The following is a 21,469-nucleotide window of genomic DNA, read 5'->3' on the forward strand; positions in this document are numbered from 1 at the left end:
GAGGATTCGAGCATGAACGTATTGACAGCAAGATCATTATCGAAGGTATACGGATCGGCCAAAGGCGGCGTGACGTACACGGCGCTGGAGCAGTTTGACTTGGACATTCAAGAGGGAGAGTTCGTCGGGGTGATGGGGCCTTCGGGCAGCGGCAAAACGACATTGCTGAACCTGCTCGCGACGATCGATTCCCCAACCTCAGGACATATCGAAATTAACGGCATCAATCCGGCCACGCTCAAAAATACGGCACTGGCGCTGTTCCGCCGCCGCCAGCTGGGGTTCGTATTCCAAGACTTCAATCTGCTCGAGACGTTGTCGGTCAGGGAAAATATCATCATGCCGCTCGTACTGGACAATGCACCCGTGACTGAAATTGAAGTCAGGCTGAAAGGTATTGCCGAGCTGCTTGGCATTTCGCATATTTTGGACAAGCGGACGTACGAGCTATCGGGCGGACAGCAGCAGCGCACGGCAATTGCTAGAGCGATGATTCATCAGCCGGCGATTTTGCTGGCGGACGAGCTGACCGGCAACCTGGACTCCAAGGCGGCGAACGACGTGATGAATTCGCTCAAGGATTTGAATGAACGGCGCAAGGCGACGCTGCTGATGGTGACGCACGATCCGTTTGCGGCCAGCTTCTGCAAGCGCATCTTGTTCATCAAGGACGGCAAGCTGCACTCGGAAATTCGCAGCGGCTCGAACCGCCAAGCCTTCTTCCAGCAAATTCTCGATTCGCTAAGCGTGTTAGGAGGAAGCTTCGATGAAATTTCGGCACCTCGCGCTTAGCAACGTCCGCGGCAATTGGCATCAATATATCGCTTTTTTTCTGAGCAGCGTTTTTTCCGTGTTGATTTTCTTCATGTTCGCCCAATTCATCTACCACCCGGGCGTCGTGAACGGCACGATCGTCGCGGCGGCTAAAACGCGCCAAGGGCTCGTCGCTTGCGAATACATCATCATCGTGTTCTCATTCTTCTTCGTGCTGTATTCGTATTCGGCCTTTCTCAAGTCGCGCAAAAAGGAGTTCGGTTTGCTGACGATGTTCGGCATGACGCGCGGCCAATTGAACCGGCTCGTCATTTACGAAAATACGATCATCGGCGTTTTGGCGATCGCTGCAGGCATCGGCTTCGGCGCGTTGTTCTCGAAGCTGTTCTTCATGGCGATGTCCGAGCTGCTTGGTGTGAACAATCCGATTCCATTCCAGCTGGTCCCGAAAGCCGTCATCGTGACGGCCGCAAGCTTCTTCATCGTGTTCGAGGCGATCAGCGTCCTGATGTTGTTCAGCGTCGGACGCACAAGCATTATCGAGCTGCTGAAAGCGGCGAAAAAACCAAAAACGCTGCCCGCGTTTTCCAAGTGGCTGGTCGCGTTCGCCGTTATTTGTCTGGGCGGGGCTTACGGGCTGGCATATGTGTCCGATGACACCAACATTATCTTGTTCAGCTTGCCGATTCTGTTTCTTGTTATCGTCGGCACCTACTTTTTGTACACCCAAGCCAGTATTGCCCTGCTTCGCTGGCTCCAACGGAAAAAATCCGTTTATTACCAGAACGTCAAGCTGCTGACGATTTCGTCGCTTGTGTTCAAGCTGAAGGACAACGCCAGATTGCTGTTTATGGTATCGATCATGAGCGCGGTCGTGCTCACGGCGTCCGGTACGCTGTTTGTATTCTACAATGAAGCGATCAGCCAAATTGTGCGGAATTTTCCGCAGACGTTCGGTTTCGTCGAAACAGGACTAAATAGTCACAACGTTCTCGATCCGGCCAAGGTAAAAGCGAAGCTGCAGCAGGACGGCGCCGATATCGTTTACGAAACGAAGCTTGTCGGCATTCCGGCCGCTTTCCATATGGAAAAATATTCGCAAAACGACCGAAAAGCGATGCTGCTTCCGCTGCGGGAGTATGAGGTTCAACTGAAGGCAATGGGGGTGACCAGCCAATTGCAGCTTCAACCGGGCCAAGGTCATTATGTTTTCCCATATGCAGGAAACTATAAGCTTGTATATCCGGGAGACCGTCTGCCGGTTAAAGTAGGAAACGAGCAAATCGAGCTTGTGATGGAAGGCCAATCGAATGGAGCCGTCGTTCCCCGGATCAGCTATGCGGAAGACGTTATCGTCCTGCCGAATGACGACTATGACCGGCTGGCCAAGAAAATTCCGGACAATAAGAAAATCGCGGTGTACAGCTATGAGTTGAAAGACTGGACCTCGGCGATTCAAACGGTACAAGACATTAACGGCATGGTGCCGAAGGATCAGCGGTCGAACTACCAAAACCGTATCGATTTTTATTTGGATGCGAAGCAATTGGGCTCGCTCACGAGCTTTATCGGAATATTCGTCGTCGTCCTGTTCTTTATCGCTTCGTGCAGCGTCATTTACTTCAAGCTATTCACCGAAATGCAGGAAGACAAAGAACTGTATCGTTCTTTGAGCCGGATCGGCGTTTCCAATTTGGAGCTGCGCAAGGTGCTGTTCACCCAAATGCGCGTTATCTATTTCGCCCCTTTTGCCGTTGGTATAGTGCATGCCACTTTTGCAATGATTGCGCTTGGCAACATCCAAGATGATAACGTTTTGGAGTACGGCGCGATCGTCATGGCGATATTTCTGGTGCTTCAGTGGCTCTTCTACTTGATCTCACGGGGCATGTTCGCGAAGAAACTAGTAACAAACTAGGTGGCAATACGAAAGAAAAAGGAGGATGTCCCGCCTGGGATATCCTCCTTTTCGATCGTCATACGTTCGTGAATCGATCGCTCCGACCTCGTACTCACTTACTCTTCGTACTCTACAGCTTCGTATCGTCCACATCGGACAAGTACGATTCGATATGGCCGACGACCGAAGCGACGCAACCGTCCGCGAACGGAGAAGTCAAATTCGCCCCAGCGACGAGTTCCGTGAACGGCTTCGAGCCGCCCGCGCGGCATAAGGCCATATAATCCGCCCAAGCTTCTTCTTTGTTTTCTTCGATTCTTTTCCAAAATTGAAACGCGCACAGCTGCGCGAGCGTATAGTCGATATAATAGAACGGCGACGAGAAAATATGGCCTTGCTGCAGCCAGAAGCCGCCGCGCTCCAGGAAGTCGTTCTCCTCATAGTTGCGGTGCGGCAAATATTTGCGCTCGATCGCGCGCCAAGCCGCTTTGCGTTCCGCCGGGGACGCTCCCGGATTTTCGTAAACATAATGCTGGAATTCGTCGACCGTCACGCCGTAAGGAATGAACTGCAGCGAAGATGACAAGTGATAAAACTTAAATTTGTCGGTATCTTCCTTAAAGAATAGGTTCATCCACGGCCAAGTGAAGAACTCCATGCTCATCGAATGGATTTCGCAGGCTTCGTATGTCGGCCAATGGTATTCCGGCACCTCGAAATGAATGCTGGAGTAAACCTGCAGCGCGTGTCCCGCCTCGTGCGTCAGCACGGTGACATCGTGGGCGGTTCCGTTGAAGTTGGCGAAAATAAACGGAGCCTCGTATTTCGTAAAGCTGGTGCAATAACCGCCGCCGGCTTTGCCTTTTTTCGATTCGATGTCGAGCAGCCCGTTATCGGTCATGAACTTGAAGAACGCGCCGGTTTCCGGCGACAGCTCGTCGTACATCGTCTTCGCCTGCTCCAGCTGCCATTCCGGACCGCCTTGCGGCTTGGCGTTGCCTGACGCGAAATGAAAGCCGAGATCGTAATACTGCAGCTTGTCGACGCCGATGCGGTTCCGTTGTCTTTCGTACAGCTTCGACGAAATCGGCACGAGCTGCTCCTTGACCTGACGGCGGAAGTTCGCGACCATGGCTGCATTGTAATCGGTTCGATTCATCCGGTCATAGGCAAGCTGCACGAAATTATCGTAGCCGAGCTTATGGGCGATTTTCGTGCGAACCTTGACCAGTTGATCGTAAATGTCGTCCAGCTTGGATTCGTTGTCGACGAAGAAGCCGTAGCGGGCCTCGGATGCGCGCTTCCGCATGTTCCGGTCCTCGGATTGCGTGAACGGAGCGAGTTCCGACAGCGTGCGTTCCTCGCCCTCGAACGGAATTTTCGCGGAGGCGATCAATTTGACATATTCGCTGGCAAGCTTATTCTCCTGCTGCAAATCTTCGACGATTTCGGGGGAGAATGTCTTGATGGCCAGGTTCGCCAGGGCGAACAACTGCTTGCCCCATACGGCCTCCAGCTCGTTCTTGAATGGAGAGGCGATAAGCGCTTCATAATACTTGGTGATCCAGCCTTGGTAAATCGGATAGTGCTCGTCGTAAAAGTCCTGTTCTTCTTTATAAAATTCGTCTGTCGTATTGACCGTATGCCGGACGTGAGCGATGCTGGCCATCGTATCGAATTCGGCGCGCAATGTGTTGATGGCGCCCATCGCTTCGCTTTGCTCGGCGCTGCTGCCGGCGCTGGAGAACCTGGAAAGACTGTCGTTAAACTTTGTTTCCATTTCCGCCATGTTCGGGCGTTGATAAGCGTAATCGGCAAATTTCATGAACGCGTCATCCTTTCGGAAAGAAAAATTTGGCACACTATTCTAGTATATTATATTTGTCGGGCTCATACCTCAAAAATGTTTCTTGTAAATATTTTACGATTGTTATTGAGAATTCATGGGATTAAAGATAGAATAAGAGACGAAGTGCATCGTCCGAAAGTACTAGATTGGGACGATGGGAAGCGAGGTGATCGCTATTGGATATCGCATGGCTCGATTTAAGCATGTTTATCGTACTTTTCTTCATGCACATCTATGTGGTTGCCGCGAATAAAATTACGTTTTTCCACAAAATATATTTGGGTTTTCACTTTTGCATGATGCTGTGGCCGATCAGCCAAGTAGCGATCCGCACGACGGACAATCCGGAATGGCAGCTGTTTTATGCGAAAATTTCGTTTTTGGGCCTATCGCTTCTCAGCTTCGGATGGTTTTTGTTTACGCTGCTTTTCATACATAAATTTACGGCGCCGCGGCGCGGAATGGTATTTCTGTTCTCGATCCCGCTGGCCGCATCCATCGTCCTTGTTCTCACCAATCCTTACGAACTGTTCGTTTCGCCGATCGACGGCGGCTTCCGATATAGGGAATATGGCCCGCTGTTCTGGGTCTTTGTAACGATCTCCTACGGTTATTTGCTGGCAACCGCCGTCATGATGGTGAATGCGCTGCGATCGTCCGCGGGTTCCGCCGCGCGCAAGCAGCATGTTTTTTATTTGGTCGGATTAAGCGTATTGCTAGGCTTTACGATGATCGATGCGGTTTTGAACGTCGTCGTGTATAATGGAAGGACAGCCGTCGAAGGGCTGACCTCGCTTGGGATCGCTTTCTCGGATATTTTTTATATCATTGCGGTGCAAAAATACAACGTCTTCGAAATCGTCACGCTCGCGCGTCGGGACGTGCTCGACAATATGGCGACCGGCGTCGTCGTTATCGATCAGGACGATATTGTACTTGACGTAAACAAAGTGTCGGTCAAGCAATTCGGCATCGAAACGGGACAAATGTTCCATATAGGACGATTTCTGGCGATATTCGCCGCGCAGGGACCGGAACCGGATTTTCTTAAACGGTATGCCGACCATCCGACGGATCATCATCGTATCGAAATGACGAACATTCGAACGAAGCGCCACATTTCCATCCATATCGCTCCCATCACCGACGGCCGAAAATCGCTGCTTGGACGCATCATAACGTTTAACGACGTCACGGAACTGCGCGAATTGGTCGACGAATTGAGCCATGTGAACAAGAAGCTGGAATATATGGCGATTACCGACGGCTTGACCGGCTGCTACAACCGGCGCTACTTGCATCAGCAGCTGGAGCACGAGATCATTACGAACCACCGCTACGGCATTCCGTTCGCGATCATTCTGTTCGACATCGACTATTTCAAACGAATCAACGATACATACGGCCATCTGACCGGAGACGAGGTCATCAAGCAAACGGCCGACATCGTACGGCAGACGCTCCGCCGCTCCGATATCCTCGCGCGATTCGGAGGAGAGGAGTTTACGATCTATCTGCCCCATACGAATATGGAGAACGCATCCGTTCTGGCGGAGCGGATCAAGCAAAACGTGCAAAATCACAAGCTGCCCTCGCCCAAAGGTTCGATCAACGTCACGATCAGCCTCGGACTCGTCAGTTATGAAGGGGAGCCGATGGAAGTTACCGACGTGAAGGAGTATTTGCGATCGCTGATGGCCGGCGCCGATGCGGCATTGTATAAAGCGAAGGAAAACGGCCGGAATCGGATCGTTGTCGCGTCGGCATGGAACGCATCATAGAACTATTGGATCTGACTTTTGCCCAAACACATAAATACACCTAAGCATCCACGGAGGATATATACATGTACACGATTCAAATGTATCAAGATCATTACGAAATTTATAAATTGTCGTCGCCGGACGGATCGTCCTGGCTGGAAATATGTCCCGAGCGCGGGGGTATCGCAATCGGTTATGGCGTAGGCGGCCAAGAGCTGTTTTATCTTGATAAAAGCACGTTTTATGACCCGCAGGCGAATATCCGCGGCGGCAATCCGGTCCTGTTCCCGATCAGCGGTCAGCTGCAGGGAGGACAATACGAGTGGAACGGTACCGTCTATACGATGAAAAACCACGGCGTCGCGCGCGTGCTGCCTTGGACGGTTGTCGGCACGGAAAGTTCGGCGGAGTCGGCTTCGATCACGCTGTCGCTGAGCAGCACCGAAGAAACGCTGGCTTCGTATCCGTTTCAGTTCGAACTGATTTTTACGTATGAACTGCGGGATGGCGGCTTGCATATCCACCAGCAATACCGCAACGATTCCGGCGAGCCGATGCCGATGTACCCCGGCTTCCACCCCTATTTTAAGACGGAAAGCAAAGTCATTTCGTTTCATTCCGATGCGACGAAAATACTCGATTACAACGATATGGAGACGAAGCCGTTTACCGGCAAGCTCGATTTGGATACGACGGTGGAGTCCATCACGCTGCTCGACGCGCGGAAACCGCAAATATCCTTCGATTTGCCCGAGCTCGGACGGAGCATTACCTTATCGTATGACGAGCATTTTCCGTATGTCGTGTTATGGTCGGTACAGGGCAAGCCGTTCGTGTGCGTAGAGCCGTGGATGGCGAAGACGCAAGAGCTTAACGTCAAGCAGGAGCTGACCATGGTTGGGCCTGGAGAAACGCTGAAGACGACACTTTCCATAACTTGCGAGATGATGACATCCAAGTAACGACACCATAAATCCAAATGTCGAAGAGGAGAAGTGGATGCTTTGATGCTGAAAGCCGTTATTTTTATTCATGTCATCTCGGCTATCGTTGGCGTCGGCCCTAAATCGTCGTAGGATTCGGCAGTCCGCTAGGCAAGAGGCTGGCAGCGTGGGTGCATAACCCGGACAATGCGAACGCGATGGTATTGCCTCAAGAGCAGCGGCGGCTGCTCACAAAATACAGCAACACGATGTACGTTGCTTCGGCATTAGGATTTTTATTGTTCGTGTTTATGATCGTGAAACCGATTGTCTTCGAATAACGTTCATCAGCGCGTATACTTCCATCGTTTTCTATTGAATTTTTTGCAGGAAGGAAACCGATCATAGGGAAGGGATTCCGACCGGTTTATTGTCAAAGGAGCCAAGTATGAAACAAACGGGTAGATGGATTGCGCTGATGTTCGTATTGATCAATAGCCTCGCCCTTCTTGCGATCATACTGCCATTCGGCGCAGCAGGAAGTCAAACGACGCTGGTTGTAGTTGTCCCAGTAGTCCTTATGGCGGCGGCAATCGCTTGGATGGCCGGAAAACGGTATGACATCGCAAGATTCTATGCTTATCAGGACGAACTGACCGGCTTATATAATCGTCGATTTGCGCAAACTTGCTTCCCGAGGCTGCTCAAGAGGGCCGCGAAATCGAGCAAGAAGGCGTCGGTACTTATTGTTGACGTCAATGATTTCAAAGCGCTAAACGATACGTATGGGCATCTGACAGGGGATGCCGTTCTGCAAAGCGTTGCGCAAGCGCTTCAACAATGCGGGGACAAGGGTGAAATTATCGTCCGCTGGGGAGGCGACGAGTTTGTCGTCATTTGTCCGTATGCGGACGGCGAGGTGATCTCGCATTTCTCCCGGCGCCTGGAGAGCAGGCTTAAGCAGCGGATGGCCGGCAAGCCTTGCGACATCTCGGTATCGATCGGCACGGCTTCATATCCCGATCAGGCGGCTACGTTCGAAGGTCTATTAGAAGCCGCGGATCAACGGATGTATGCGGACAAGCTGGAATGCAAGCTGCGTTCCAAAGAAAAAGCGAAGCAAATCGGTTAAATAGGTTGCGAAAAATCCCTCGGGCGCCAAGCGTTCGGGGGATTTTGTCGTCGCGCTTTTCTTGTGGAGACGGCAGAAATAGCGGTTTTGGTCCGAATACTCTATAATAAGAATCAAATATGGCCAAACGGGAGGAACCCTTATGAGTTCGATCTATGATATTGCGGTAACGGGCGCAGACGGCCGCGTAAAATCGATGGCTGATTACAAAGGCGACGTGCTGCTCATCGTGAATGTCGCTTCCCAGTGCGGGTTTACTCCGCAATACGCGGGACTTGAGGCGTTGTACCGCCGATATCGGGAGCGCGGGCTGCACGTTCTTGCATTTCCTTCGAATGATTTCGGCGCCCAGGAACCGGGAACGATCGAAGAGATTCAGCAGTTTTGCCAAATTAACTACGACGTCACGTTTGAACTATTGGCCAAGGTCCATGTGATCGGGGACGGCATGCATCCGCTGTATCAATGGCTCACCTCCCAGGAGGAGCCGCAAGCGGACGTCCGTTGGAATTTCGAGAAATTCCTTGTTTCCCGCAGCGGCGAGCTGATCGCCCGATACTCAAGCAAAGTAGCGCCGGACGACCCCGAACTAACCGGCGCCATCGAAAGCGCGCTCACATGACGTCCGATCGCGAGGAGCTGGAGCTGCTAGCCCCGGACGGGCAGCGGTTGTTCGCCTGCGAGTGGCGTGCCGTCACCGAAATGCCGCGGCGCGGCGTCGTCTGCATCGTGCACGGCATGGGCGAGCACAGCGGCCGCTTCGGCCATGTCGCGGCGGCATTTGCCGCGGCAGGCTACGCCGTGCTGGCGCACGATCAGCGCGGCCACGGCCACACGGCCGGCAAACGCGGGCATACGCCGTCGTACGAGGCGCTGCTGGACGATGTCGGCCTGCTGCTGAGCTTGGCCGAGCAGCGTTACCCCGGGCTGCCGCGCTTTTTGTATGGCCACAGCATGGGCGGCAACGTCGTGCTTGGCTTCACCCTGCGCAAGCAGCCGCCGCTCGCCGGCGTGATCGCGACGAGCCCGTGGCTGAAGCTCGCCTTCGCGCCGCCACCGGCGAAGGTCCGGCTGGCGCGCTACATGAACCGCCTCTGGCCGAGCTACAGCGAAGCGGCGGGACTGAACGCCGCCGACTTGTTCCGTCCGGCCGAGGAAGCGGCCGCGGCATATCGCGGCGATCCGTACGTGCACGACGCGATATCCGTCCGCTTCTTCACCTCGATCCATACCGCCGGCTTGTGGTCGCTCGCGAACGCCCATCGGCTGACGATCCCGCTGCTGCTCATGCACGGAACGGCGGACCGAATCACCTCCTTCGAGGCAAGCAGGCAATTCGCCGAGACGACTCCGCAGGAGCTATGCACATTCCGCGCATGGGACGACGGTTATCACGAGCTGCACAACGAGCCGTTCCGGCAAGAGGTGATCGAATCGATGATCGCTTGGACGAATGAACGATTGGAAAGGACTACATCCCATTGAATTTGACAGGAAGTCACTCCCCGACATCTTCCCGCGGCCCTTCCGCGCATTCGAACGGCAAGAACTTGCGCCGTATCGTATGGGCGGTTTTGCTTGTCGCTTTGATCGCCAAAATTGCGATCGTATTCGCATTTGGCGAACGATATAATTATAATTCCGACGATCGCGGCTACTTGGCATCGGCGCGTATTTTGCTTGAAACCAGCGCTTTTACGTATAACAATCCGACGCGGCCGACCTTATTCATTACGCCGGGGTATCCCGTGTTTATCGCCGGCATGATGAAGCTGTTCGGCACGGGCTTCGGCGTAGAGCAGGCGATCCGTATCGCGCAGGCCATCATGATCACCATCGCGCTATGGGTGCTCTTCCGCATCGGCGAGCGATTGTTCTCCGCCAAAACAGCCGCAGCCGCCGTGATCGCCGCCACATGCTACCCGCCACTGTGGCTCGTATCCAACTTTATTTTCACCGAATCGCTATTCACGCTGCTGTCGTTGCTGCTTGTTGATGCCGCTATTCGGCTGAAAGACAAGCCAACGGTGTTCAAAGCCGCCCTCTTCGGACTCTTGTGGGCGGCTGCAGTGTACATCCGGCCTACGGTCGCTCTATGGCCAGGCGTATTGTTCCTTTATCTGCTCTGGCAGCGCGAGCTGCCTTGGGCAAAGCTGCTGCGAACCGGCCTTGTGACAGGCCTTGTCGTCATCCTATGCATGCTGCCATGGTGGATACGGAACTACGACGTTTCGGGCGGTCAATGGATTCCGCTCACGCAATCAAGCGGCAATCCGCTGCTGCTCGGCAGCTTTCCGTACCAGCTTCCGACCGCCGAATTTATCGCCGAGCAGGGGAAAGGGCATACGAACGACCTGCGGCACAACGACGAACTCGACACGGAGCGTGCGAAGGAACGTATCGCGCAAGGCTTCCGCGAGCAGTTTTTCTTGTTCGCCAGTTGGTACACCGTAGGCAAATTCGCGATGTTCTGGGGCGATGTATTTTATTGGATGCCGCTGCCCGGCATTCCGCTTGCGTTTGCAATTGCCGTTCATTACGTGCTCGCGATTGCCGGCTTCGTCGGCATCTTTCGCAATTGGCGAAACCGGGAAGCGATGATAATCGTGACGCTGCTAGCTTACATGACAATGCTGCATCTCATTTATTTGGCGCATTCGCGCTACTCCGTGCCGCTTATGCCCTTTATGGCACTGTTCGCAGCTGCGGCGTTTTACCATAAAAAAAGCGTTAAAAAAGTTTTGCCGATTAGCCGCTTTCCGAGTAAAATTGGAGTGAGTGAAAAGTAAAATGGCGTTTTCAGCTAAATATATCCAAAGCATATATAGAGAAATAAAGAGAATTTGAGAGAATTAGAGAGAAAACTATACTTGGAATCGAAAGGGAAATTCACATGCTGCAACAACAGCGCTTCGAGCAGTTGGATTCACTGCGTGGCTTGGCCGCTTTATCTGTTATGCTCGGACATTTCTTGCAAGTGTTTCCCAAGTTTACGGCGTATACGTACCCTAAAGGCTATGACAATGTCGTAAATCTGCTGAAATATACTCCGCTTCACCTGTTCTGGGCGGGCGGCGAGGCCGTCATTTTTTTCTTTATTCTGAGTGGATTCGTCCTTGCGCTGCCGTTCCTGAATAATAAAGGGGTCGAATATCCGAAGTATCTTGTCCGCCGCGTATGCCGTATCTATATTCCGTATATTGCGGCTGTCGCCGTCGCTATTGCGGCAAGGCTCGCTTTGGCGCACGACGAACTTGAGCGCGGAAGCATGTGGATCAAGTCAATATGGACAGGTTCGTTCAATTGGCAGAACATAGCCGAGCACGTGGCGATGCTGTGGAATTTCAACTCTACGATATATGATCCTATTCTTTGGTCTCTTGTTCATGAAATGCGCATCTCCATCGTATTTCCGCTTATTATGCTGGTCGTCGTCCGGTTGCATTGGGCAACCAATCTTTTGCTGGCTATCGGGTGCACGCTGTCTGCGCAGCTTCTCGACAAACTGTTCAATCCGCCGTACATGACGAATTTTCCGATGACGCTGCACTTTATCGCATTTTTTATCGGCGGGGCGCTGCTGGCGAAGCATCGTGTTTCCATCGTGGACTGGATGAGGAAACAAGCCCGTTCCTTCCATGTCTTCTTGATCGTTTTCGCCGTGTTGGTGTACACGTTAAGCTGGACGGCATACGGCTTGAAACTGTTCCATAACGATATGCTCCAGGACTGGATCGCGGCAGCGGGCGCGTCTTTGTTCGTCGTGGCGGCTTTGTCCACGGCGTCCTTCATGAGAGCGCTGCAATCCAAACCGCTCGTTTTCTTGGGCAAAATTTCATATAGCTTATATTTGTTCCATATGATCGTATTGCTCTCTTTACTTCATTTGCTGGAAGGTTACGCGCCGGTTGGAGTCATTCTCCTTATTGCCTTCGCAGCGTCGTTCGCGGTTTCCGTGCTTGCCTACGAATGGATCGAGAAACCATCGATGCAATTAGGCAGACGGCTGACGCGCGGCAGGACGCTGGCGAATCCGAATGGGCCGGGCGGAGTATCCGCATGATGTGACAATAATTATCGAATAACGGACGCATTTTTGATAAAATGTTGAATCAAGAATCGGGGGGCAATCTTCTTATGCGAAAAGTTCAAGTCAATACAGCGAAGGCGGGAGACAAGATTGCCAAGCCGATTTATTTGGAAAACGGCAGCGTATTGCTTGGCATCGGCGTTGAACTGACCGAGCGCTTTATTGACCGGTTAAAAGGATTAGGAATTGATGTCATCTTTATTGAAGACGCCAGGACGGAAGGCATTATGCCGGATGACGTGCTGCGCGACGAAACACGCAAAAAAGCGATGGAGACGGTCCACAAAACGATGACCGGATTGCTGGACAACAAAATGGTGAAGGGACGGATCGTCGTTCCGGAGATCGGATCGACGTTTCGCGGCGTTTTCAAATCCATTCTGGACGATTTGACGTCGCGCAAAGACGTGCTCGTCAATTTGGCGAATATTCAAGTGGCCGACGGGTATTTGTTTCAGCATTCCGTCAACGTCGCCGTGCTGGCGGGAATTATCGGAATCGCGAAAGGGTATAACCGGTCGCAGCTGGAGGAGCTTGGCGTCGGAGCTTTGCTGTTCGACGTCGGCATGACGATGCTCCCGAAGGAGCTGCTTAACCGCAAAGGCCCGCTGAACGAAGAAGAGAAGAAGCGCATGCAGCATCATACCGAGGATGGTTTCAACCTGCTGCGTTACCAATACGATATTTCCCTGTTGTCCGCACATTGCGCGCTGCAGCATCACGAGCGGTTTAACGGCATGGGATACCCGCGCGGATTAAAAGGGAACGAGATCCACGAATATGCGCAAATCGTCGGCATTGCCGACGTATTCGACGCGTTGACTTCGCCGAGGCCGTACCGGGAACGATTTTATCCGAACGAAGCCATCGAATATTTGTTTGCCGCAGGCAATTCCGACTTCGACTTGAATCTGATCCGGCTATTCTGCCGACATATATCCATATACCCGATTGCATCGACCGTGCTGCTGAATACGGGACAAACGGCGGTTGTCTCCGGCGCGGACCCCGTCGCTTCACATCGTCCGCAGGTGCGGATCATCCAGGAAGCGGACGGCAGCGCTCCGGCTTCGCCTTATGAGATTGACTTGCGAAATCATGTGAGCATCACGATCGTAAAAACGCTGTAGATTTTACATATCGAACCGACATTTCATTTTTACAAATAGTTAAATATATAAAACATTTGATTCCATCTCTGACTCTCGTTATAATAGATACAAGCTACATACAACATGTAATCGATAACGGCAAACTTGTCGAAAGGCAAGGACGCAAAGCCATAGGGTCTAATGTTTGCAAAAACAATGACAGCCTGGTTACCGAAATCGCATGAACTTTCTTGCGGGTAATTGAAGGCGTCTCTTTTTTGGAGATTGCCTTTTTGTTTTGCCTGAATCGGCGTAGTACTATATCATTTCGGAGGCCTATATGAGCGTACCCGTTTTTTCTAGAAAGTCGGCGATGTTTACGGAGTCGAAAGAAGGATTTTCCGCTAAAATATTGGTCGATAGCCGGACCGTCGTTGAGAAGAAAGATTTCGTATCGACAGGGATATTAACCTATACCGAAGGTGATGTCATCGAAATCGAAATCGCCGAATTCCGATGGTTCGAGCTCGGAGATGCGGTAAAAATTACGATTTATTCGCCTGTAGGCATATTTTTGCTGCATTCAACCGTCGTTGCGAAGGACGACGGCTCGATCATTATTATTCATCCGCCCGAGCATCAGAAGAAATTCGTTGAGAAGCGCGAGACGACAAGGGTGGACATTACACGCAATGGCATGATTCATGCCGTTCTGCGTGATGGGAAACCGACCAATGCGCTCAGCAGAACACTCCATATTGCCATCAGCAATATTAGCATCATGGGCGTCGGGTTCACGTTGGCGGAAGCATACGATTTTTCCGACGGGACGCGTTTGCAAATTCAAATGGACCTCGATTTCGAGCTGCCATGCGTCATCGAGATCGTTCGCCGGGAAAAAGTGGACGGAGGTACGTATTACGGTGCCAAAATCGTGGAAATGGCGGCCGACAAGCTTCGTTCACTTCGCGCATTCGTGCTCAAGGAGCAGGTTCAGTCGCATTATTCCATCAAAAAAGTGAAAAACCGTTAACATCAAATAACCTCCTCGCTTGAAACAAGCGAGGAGGTTATTTTGTTTGGTAATAATCGATATTTCGTTGGTTCGGGGATATAGGGTTACATCCGTTACACGTCGCGGCGAAGCGCCTTCAGCACATCGACCTGCGTCGCGCGGATGGCCGGCCGGACCCCGGAAATAATCGCAACAGCCAGACAAATGGCGGTGCTGATTAACGTAAGCGAAAGCGGAATATACGAAAACTGCAAGCCGTCCGGCGCGTTTCGGTCCATAAATTGCTGGATGACGATCGGCAGCGCGAAGTTGACGACATAGCTGATGATATAAGATACGACCGTTCCGATGATGGCGCCGAGCAATCCGATATACGTGCTTTCGATGAGGAAAATGCTCTTGATCGCCTTCGGATGGGCACCGATCGCTTTCATAATGCCGATGTCTTGGGAACGCTCCGTTACGGCCATCGTCATCGTATTAAAAATACCGATCGATGCGATGATGACGGCGATCGTTCCGACGAACAGAAGGCCGATTTTCATAATGAGAAACACGACATTCACTTGCTCGAGCTCATTGACGATCGAATGATTCATGAAGCCTTTGGCGCGAATTTCCTTGGCGATCCCTTCGACGTCCTCGACTCCTTGTGCATAGACATGGACCTCGTAGTTCCGTACTTCGCGGATTTTCTTCTGTGCCTTCTTCTCCAGATTCGGATCGTTTAGGATGCCGCCGGTCGTACCGGTGAATGCTTCGATTTGCGCAAGCATGCCTTCGCTAAGATAAGCATTCTGATCATGATTCCATTCACGGCTCGGTTTTTTCCCGATGCCGACGATTTTCGCCGTGAACGTTTCCGTTTTTTTCTCTTTGCCGAAATATTGCGCGGCTTCGATCGTAACGGTCTGGCCAAGCACATTCGGTCTAGAGGGCTTGGCGGACTCGCCGCCTTCTGACGCCGGCTTCTGGTCGGCCGCACCTTGGGCGTCGGCGTTTGTGTCTTTCTCCGAACGCAAGCTATCGGCAAAATAATAACCAACGACGATTTCATTGTCCGATTGCGGCATAACGCCCTCGGACAGCTCGAATCCCGCTTTGACCTCGGACGGCATATGTACGACCGCCGAGAACTGCTCGGTCTGCAAGTCGCCAAGCCGGTATTTCAGCGGCTGGTTGACCGTTTGCCGGCGCGTGACCGCCTTGACGTTTTTGACCGACTCCAGATAGGGAATGTCGGCTTCCGATATCGCCGTAACCCCGTTTTTCGTCTCCTTGCCGTAAATCGAAATGTCGGTCAGCAGCCGGCCTTGCGTAATCTGATCGACGACGCTTTTCTGCAGGCCGAAGCCGACCGAGGCGAGTACGATGAGAAACGCGCAGCCCATCGCAGCGGCGAGTACCGTCATAAATACGCGCGTTTTGTTCTTCTTCATGTTCCTCTGGACGAAGCGAAACTTGTCTTTGAATTTCATCGCGAAACGACCTCCCGTGGCGTTGTTTGTCCGATTCGGCCGTCCTGGATCGTAATGGTGCGATGACCGATGGAAGCGACGTTGTCGTCATGGGTAATGATCAGAAACGAGATGCCCTCATCCCGGTTAAGCTGCTTAATGAATTGCAGCAGCTCGGATTCGTTCTCGCTGTCCAAGCTTCCGGTCGGTTCGTCCGCCAGAATGATCGGAGCGCCTGCAACGAGTGCACGCGCAATGCTGACGCGCTGTTGCTGCCCTCCCGAGAGCTCGCTCGGGTAATGACCGGCGTAATCCGCAAGTCCGACGCGGTCTAGCATCGCCTTCGTCGCTTGTTCCCGCTCACGCTCTCCCATCCCTTTCAAAATAAGCGGCAATTCTACATTCGCGAAAGCCGTCATGCTCGGAATCAGCTGAAAGCTTTGGAATATAAAACCGAAATTTTGAAGCCGGAAATCAGCCCATTGGCCTTCGCTGAACCGGCTTACATTAACGCCGTTCACTGTAATTTCGCCTTCCGTCGGGCGAATGTACCCGCTAATCAAGTTCAGGAGCGTCGATTTTCCGGAGCCGCTTCGGCCGACGATCGCGACGATCTCGCCTTTCGCGATTTGCAGATCGATATTGTGCAATACCGGTATCGTTCGTTCTTTTCCTTTTTTGCCGATTTTGAAATGATGACTCACATTATTTAATTCAATCATAGGGTCCTCCGCAATGGAAAGATTAGAGCCGAATTGCGACGATAGACACGACGCTTTCGGCTTTTTCAATGATGTGACGAGCGGGTGCGGAAAAAAGTTTTATGTCGGATCCGAAAGCTTTTTAGGAATAATACTCCCTATTAATTGGACAAATATGGTTGAGTTGTGTAAGATAGATATGTTTTGTAGGAAAATAATAGTATAATGCGTGAAAGGATGGGAGATTTGATGGCAAAACGTTGGATTCCTGCTCTTGTTGCAGGAGTGTTTGCGCTCACGCTTGGCGGCTGCAGTCTGTTCGGCGGAGCGAGCAAGCAGGTGTTGAAGGACATGGAGAAAGACCAGAAGGCAACGCTAAAAATCGTCTATTGGGATGAACAAAACTTCATGCAAAAGTATGGCTATATGTTCATGGCGAAATATCCGAACATCGATGTAGAGGTCCTCACAACGCGAAGTTTGTATTCAGGCGGCGAAGTGAAGGATTATAACAAGGTTTTCCTCGATTTTATCCAGAAGGAACAACCGGATGTATTCATGGTCCAGCCCGATCAACTTGAAAAAATGAGCGCGGATCAATTGCTGTACGAGCTCGATCCGGTCATTCAGGAAGACGGATTTGACATCCAAAACATTCAACCGGCTATCATCGAATATATCAAAATGAAAGGCAACGGCAAATTATACGGCTTGTCCCCAACGTTCAGCGGCAGAGCGATGTTCGTCAACAAAGATTTATTCGATAAGAACGGCGTCGAGTTGCCGCAAGGGAAGAAGAACTGGGACGAGATTTTGCAGCTTGCGCAGCGTTTTCCGACCTCCGGCGACGAAAAATCGCGTATATATGGGTATGCCGGTCCAGAATACCAGAGCGATCCTTATACCTTGATCCTGCAAATCGCAACGGACAGTGGACTGAAGATGGAGAATCAAGGCAAAGTTACGCTCCAAACGCCGTCGTGGAAAAGCTTGGTCGAGCAAGTCGTGAGCGCATTCAAAAGCGGGGCCGTGCTTCAGGAACAAAATCAAGGCGGCAGCTCCATGAGCGAGGAAGAATGGCTGCTTCGCAATAAATTCGTAGCGGGAAGGGCCGCAATGTCCATGGGCGATCCGTATTTGCTGCAAACGATAAACCAGGCGGCTCAAGTGCTGAAGGACCGCAAGTTCAACTGGGAGATCATACCCGCGCCACAAGGGATCGACGCTTCGCCGACGACGAACTTTTACTTGAACGAATTGTTCGTCATCAACGCCAAATCGCCTAATTTGCGGCCTGCTTGGGAGTTTCTCAAATATATTAACGGCGATGAAATGGCTAGAGTCCATTCGAAAATACCGACGGAGCTCTGGTCGCGGACAAGCTATCAAACGATGAAGGACGGCAAATCGCTGGAAGCGTTCTATCAGCTTACTTATAATCCGAACGAAGCGCCGGCCGATAATGATTACGCAGCCTTGCAATATATGGTGCGAGAGGTGTTCAACCAAGAGCTCAAAGCGGTGATCGACGGCAAGAAATCGGTAGATCAGGCGCTTGCGGTTGTTGAGCAAGAAGCTTTCAAGCAGCTTGACATGATGAAGAAACAAAAGGAAAGCAACGGTACAAAAGGATAAAAAGTTCTATAGAAGAGCCGCGGCGATGATGAAGTATCATGCTGCGGCTTTTTTGTCTAGTAAGCGAGTATATCACCCGGGATGGTTGATTATATACCGTGTTATGTCATATAAATTATCATTCGGGGCAAATTTACTCATTTCCATCATCCAAGACTAGCAATCTCCCGGCGACATCAGTATAATGTGTTATTGTTATTGAAAAAGGCGGAATTTTTATTTTTATTCTCTTATAGGAGTGAATCCAGTGACACAACAAATTAAAGTCGGCATCGTCGGGTACGGCAACCTGGGCAAAGGCGTCAAACAAGCCATCGCGCAAAATCCGGATTTTAAGCTGGAAGCGATTTTTACGAGAAGGGACCCATCCGCAACGGGAAATTCTTCCGATGTTCCGATGCTTCACGTATCGGAAGCAGAGCGTTTTAAAGGCAGCATCGACGTTATGATCCTTTGCGGCGGCTCTGCAACCGATCTTCCGGAGCAAGGACCGGACTTTGCGAGAATGTTCAATACGGTCGACAGCTTCGACACGCATGCGAAAATTCCCGAGTATTTTGCGATCGTCGATAAAGTAGCGCGCAATTCCGGTACGGTCAGCGTCATCTCGACGGGATGGGATCCGGGTCTGTTCTCGATCAACCGTTTGATGGCGGAATCCATTCTGCCTGAGGGCAACGACTACACGTTCTGGGGCAAAGGCGTAAGCCAAGGCCACTCCGACGCGATCCGCCGCGTTGCCGGCGTCAAAGGCGGCGTACAATACACGATTCCTACGGAAGCGGCTCTTGCGCGCGTTAGATCGGGCGAAAATCCTGAACTGACGACAAGAGAAAAACATCTTCGCGAGTGCTTCGTCGTGGCCGAAGAAGGCGCGGATTTGAAGCGCATCGAGCAAGAAATCAAGGAAATGCCGAACTACTTCTCCGACTATGATACGGTCGTTAACTTCATTTCCGAAGAAGAGCTGAAGGCGAACCATTCGGCGATGCCGCATGGCGGTTTCGTCATTCGCAGCGGCAAAACGGGCCAAGCCAGCACGCAAATCATCGAGTTCGCGCTCAAGCTGGACAGCAATCCGGAATTTACGGCAAGCGTGCTCGTTGCATACGCTCGCGCTGCATACAGACTCAGCAAAGAAGGCGTAACGGGTGCCAAAACGGTATTCGACATCGCGCCTGCATACCTGTCGCCGAAGTCCGGAGAGCAGCTTCGCAAAGAACTGCTGTAATAGGCTTCTGCGTGCTTGCAAGTGTCTGCAGACACTTGCAGATTTGACTTGCTTAGACAACTTTTTTAGCGATAAGATCAAGGGGTACCCATCCGGGGTGCCCCTTATTTTTATGCACATAAATAATTTTTTATCGATCGAAAAAAAATATTGATTTGAAAACTGCAAACTTTTATCGCTATAATACAAACATCTTACGATCGAGTACAAACATTGATGCAAAAAGTACAAAACTATGAATGTATGAAAGGTAGGTTCACGATGTCCACTAAATCTTTAGAGCAAGCAGTTGAAACGTTGAATCCATATGAAATCGTGCAAAAGCAAATTGAGAGCGCGGCGGCGATTCTAAATTTGCCAAAGCATGTCGTCGAAGTATTGAAAAAACCTAAGCGCGTATTGAGCGTAAGCTTTCCTGTCAAAATGGACGACGGTTCGATCCGGGTGTTCGAAGGCTACCGTTCGCAGCATAACGATGCGATCGGGCCAACGAAAGGCGGCATTCGTTTCCATCCTGACGTAACGCTTGACGAAGTAAAAGCTTTGTCGATGTGGATGTCGTTCAAGTGCGGCGTTGTCAGCCTGCCTTACGGCGGCGGCAAAGGCGGCGTCATCGTTGATCCTCACGAGCTGAGCACAGGTGAGCTTGAGCGTCTGAGCCGCGGCTTCATGGAAGCGATCGCCGATATCGTCGGACCGGAGAAAGACATTCCTGCACCGGACGTATACACGACTCCACAAATTATGGGCTGGATGATGGATACGTTCAGCCGCCTGAGAGGCCACAACTCCCCGGGCGTTATTACCGGCAAACCGATCATCGTCGGCGGCTCCAAAGGCCGTAACGAAGCAACGGCTCGCGGCTGCGTATTCACGATTCTTGAAGCGTTCAAGCATATCGGCAAGTCGATTGAAGGCGCAACGGTCGCGATTCAAGGCTTCGGCAACGCAGGACGCATCGCAGCGACATTACTGGCTGAGCAAGGCTGCAAAATCGTAGCGGTGAGCGATTCGAGAGGCGCGATTTACGATCCGAAGGGTCTGGACCTGAACAAAGTAGGTGAGCTGAAGGACACGGCTTCGATCCTGGATTACGGCAAAGATTCGCAAATCCCGGCACACGAAATTTTGGAGCTGGACGTTGATATTCTTGTACCGGCTGCGCTCGAAAATGTGATTACGTCGGCGAATGCCAATCGCATCAAAGCGAAAATCGTTGCCGAAGCGGCTAACGGACCTACAACGCCGGAAGCGGACGCGGTTCTGTTCGAAAAAGGCATTATCGTTATCCCTGACATTCTTGCCAATGCAGGCGGCGTAACCGTTTCGTACTTCGAGTGGGTACAAAACCTGATGAACTACTACTGGAGCGAGGAAGAAGTCAACCAGAAGCTGAACGTCGTAATGGTTGACTCGTACCAAGCGGTTCAAGAGCTGGCTGAGAAGCACAACGTAAACCTGCGTACGGCGGCTTACATGCGTTCGATGCTCCGCATCGCCGAAGCGATGAAAGCTCGCGGCTGGGTATAATTGATAAATTTATATTTTTATTGCGATCGAACGGTCGGTGCCTGGCACCGGCCGTTTTTTTGTGCTCGGCCAGAAAGTGCAAGGTTTCGGGGGAGCCGAACCCAGGGGAGGACAAGGGCAAGGGCAAGCCCGATCATGAACAACAACTGGAAAACATGCAGTTAATTTTCTCGGATTTGGCCATTTTCGGGTGATTAAAGGGAAGACATGTATTTATTTCGGTTGAATATTAAGATTTTGACGAAATCGTATAAAATTAAGTACATGATTGGACCTCTGTCAAGAAAGTGGACACCCAAAACCAATTAACCTACGCGTTTGTAGTACATCGACTCGAACTGAGTGGGCGATACGTACCCCAAAGCTCCGTGAATTCGT

General features: G+C 51.5%; 18 protein-coding genes and 1 riboswitch. Of the genes, 15 read left to right on the plus strand and 3 right to left on the minus strand.

The features are described from left to right. Positions 1–12: 12 nt before the first annotated feature. A complete protein-coding gene (locus AC0LWM_RS29935) occupies positions 13–792 on the plus strand; it encodes an ABC transporter ATP-binding protein (protein WP_474678700.1) in 780 nt (259 codons plus the stop codon). After that, positions 767–2,692: an ABC transporter permease gene (locus AC0LWM_RS29940; protein WP_474678701.1), complete on the plus strand. Its 1,926-nt coding sequence runs from the start codon at positions 767–769 to the stop codon at positions 2,690–2,692. The genes AC0LWM_RS29935 and AC0LWM_RS29940 overlap by 26 nt, the downstream gene beginning before the upstream one ends. Before the next feature lie 112 nt (positions 2,693–2,804). Here the strand turns inward: AC0LWM_RS29940 and AC0LWM_RS29945 are convergent, their stop codons facing one another. Further along, positions 2,805–4,499 (minus strand): M3 family oligoendopeptidase, encoded by a 1,695-nt coding sequence (locus AC0LWM_RS29945; RefSeq protein ID WP_474678702.1) that lies wholly within the window; start codon positions 4,497–4,499, stop codon positions 2,805–2,807. 200 nt (positions 4,500–4,699) lie between these two features. Between AC0LWM_RS29945 and AC0LWM_RS29950 the strand changes: the two genes are divergently transcribed. The 10 genes from AC0LWM_RS29950 (at position 4,700) to AC0LWM_RS29995 (ending at position 14,555) form a co-directional block, all read left to right on the plus strand. Then, the gene (locus tag AC0LWM_RS29950) at positions 4,700–6,304 is read left to right on the plus strand and encodes a histidine kinase N-terminal 7TM domain-containing diguanylate cyclase (RefSeq protein WP_474678703.1); all 1,605 of its coding nucleotides are present in this window, start codon (positions 4,700–4,702) and stop codon (positions 6,302–6,304) included. A gap of 65 nt (positions 6,305–6,369) precedes the next feature. Next, positions 6,370–7,248 carry an aldose epimerase family protein gene (locus AC0LWM_RS29955; RefSeq protein ID WP_474678704.1) on the plus strand — a complete coding sequence of 293 codons (879 nt, stop codon included), beginning with the start codon at positions 6,370–6,372 and terminating at the stop codon, positions 7,246–7,248. Between the two features lie 152 nt (positions 7,249–7,400). Then, positions 7,401–7,550 carry a hypothetical protein gene (locus AC0LWM_RS29960; RefSeq protein ID WP_474678705.1) on the plus strand — a complete coding sequence of 50 codons (150 nt, stop codon included), beginning with the start codon at positions 7,401–7,403 and terminating at the stop codon, positions 7,548–7,550. Between the two features lie 107 nt (positions 7,551–7,657). After that, positions 7,658–8,341, plus strand: a complete 684-nt coding sequence (locus tag AC0LWM_RS29965; protein ID WP_474678706.1) for a GGDEF domain-containing protein — start codon at positions 7,658–7,660, stop codon at positions 8,339–8,341. 142 nt (positions 8,342–8,483) lie between these two features. Then, positions 8,484–8,963 carry a glutathione peroxidase gene (locus AC0LWM_RS29970; RefSeq protein WP_474678707.1) on the plus strand — a complete coding sequence of 160 codons (480 nt, stop codon included), beginning with the start codon at positions 8,484–8,486 and terminating at the stop codon, positions 8,961–8,963. Then, positions 8,960–9,826, plus strand: coding sequence for an alpha/beta hydrolase (locus AC0LWM_RS29975; protein WP_474678708.1), 867 nt, complete (start codon positions 8,960–8,962; stop codon positions 9,824–9,826). The genes AC0LWM_RS29970 and AC0LWM_RS29975 overlap by 4 nt, the downstream gene beginning before the upstream one ends. Continuing rightward, the gene (locus tag AC0LWM_RS29980) at positions 9,823–11,130 is read left to right on the plus strand and encodes an ArnT family glycosyltransferase (protein WP_474678709.1); all 1,308 of its coding nucleotides are present in this window, start codon (positions 9,823–9,825) and stop codon (positions 11,128–11,130) included. The genes AC0LWM_RS29975 and AC0LWM_RS29980 overlap by 4 nt, the downstream gene beginning before the upstream one ends. A 104-nt stretch (positions 11,131–11,234) precedes the next feature. Then, positions 11,235–12,404: an acyltransferase family protein gene (locus tag AC0LWM_RS29985; protein WP_474678710.1), complete on the plus strand. Its 1,170-nt coding sequence runs from the start codon at positions 11,235–11,237 to the stop codon at positions 12,402–12,404. Positions 12,405–12,478: 74 nt separating this feature from the next. Further along, positions 12,479–13,561, plus strand: coding sequence for an HD-GYP domain-containing protein (locus AC0LWM_RS29990; RefSeq protein ID WP_474678711.1), 1,083 nt, complete (start codon positions 12,479–12,481; stop codon positions 13,559–13,561). 109 nt (positions 13,562–13,670) lie between these two features. Next, a riboswitch (cyclic di-GMP riboswitch) is annotated at positions 13,671–13,758 on the plus strand. Between the two features lie 104 nt (positions 13,759–13,862). After that, complete coding sequence (locus AC0LWM_RS29995; protein ID WP_474678712.1) at positions 13,863–14,555, plus strand: PilZ domain-containing protein; 693 nt, start codon at positions 13,863–13,865, stop codon at positions 14,553–14,555. Positions 14,556–14,650: 95 nt separating this feature from the next. On the opposite strand, the gene AC0LWM_RS30000 is transcribed toward AC0LWM_RS29995, so the two are convergent. Both AC0LWM_RS30000 and AC0LWM_RS30005 read right to left on the minus strand, forming a co-directional pair. Continuing rightward, positions 14,651–16,015, minus strand: a complete 1,365-nt coding sequence (locus tag AC0LWM_RS30000; protein ID WP_474678713.1) for an ABC transporter permease — start codon at positions 16,013–16,015, stop codon at positions 14,651–14,653. Further along, positions 16,012–16,716 (minus strand): ABC transporter ATP-binding protein, encoded by a 705-nt coding sequence (locus AC0LWM_RS30005; protein ID WP_474678714.1) that lies wholly within the window; start codon positions 16,714–16,716, stop codon positions 16,012–16,014. The genes AC0LWM_RS30000 and AC0LWM_RS30005 overlap by 4 nt, the downstream gene beginning before the upstream one ends. A 228-nt stretch (positions 16,717–16,944) precedes the next feature. Here AC0LWM_RS30005 and AC0LWM_RS30010 point away from each other — a divergent pair, with 228 nt between their 5' ends. From AC0LWM_RS30010 to AC0LWM_RS30020, 3 genes are all read left to right on the plus strand, one after another. After that, positions 16,945–18,330 carry an ABC transporter substrate-binding protein gene (locus AC0LWM_RS30010; RefSeq protein WP_474678715.1) on the plus strand — a complete coding sequence of 462 codons (1,386 nt, stop codon included), beginning with the start codon at positions 16,945–16,947 and terminating at the stop codon, positions 18,328–18,330. A gap of 247 nt (positions 18,331–18,577) precedes the next feature. Then, positions 18,578–19,561, plus strand: a complete 984-nt coding sequence (locus AC0LWM_RS30015; RefSeq protein WP_474678716.1) for a diaminopimelate dehydrogenase — start codon at positions 18,578–18,580, stop codon at positions 19,559–19,561. A gap of 261 nt (positions 19,562–19,822) precedes the next feature. Then, positions 19,823–21,091, plus strand: a complete 1,269-nt coding sequence (locus AC0LWM_RS30020) for a Glu/Leu/Phe/Val family dehydrogenase (protein WP_474678717.1) — start codon at positions 19,823–19,825, stop codon at positions 21,089–21,091. Positions 21,092–21,469: the final 378 nt, after the last annotated feature.

It is taken from the genome of Paenibacillus sp. sgz302148 (assembly GCF_056120465.1).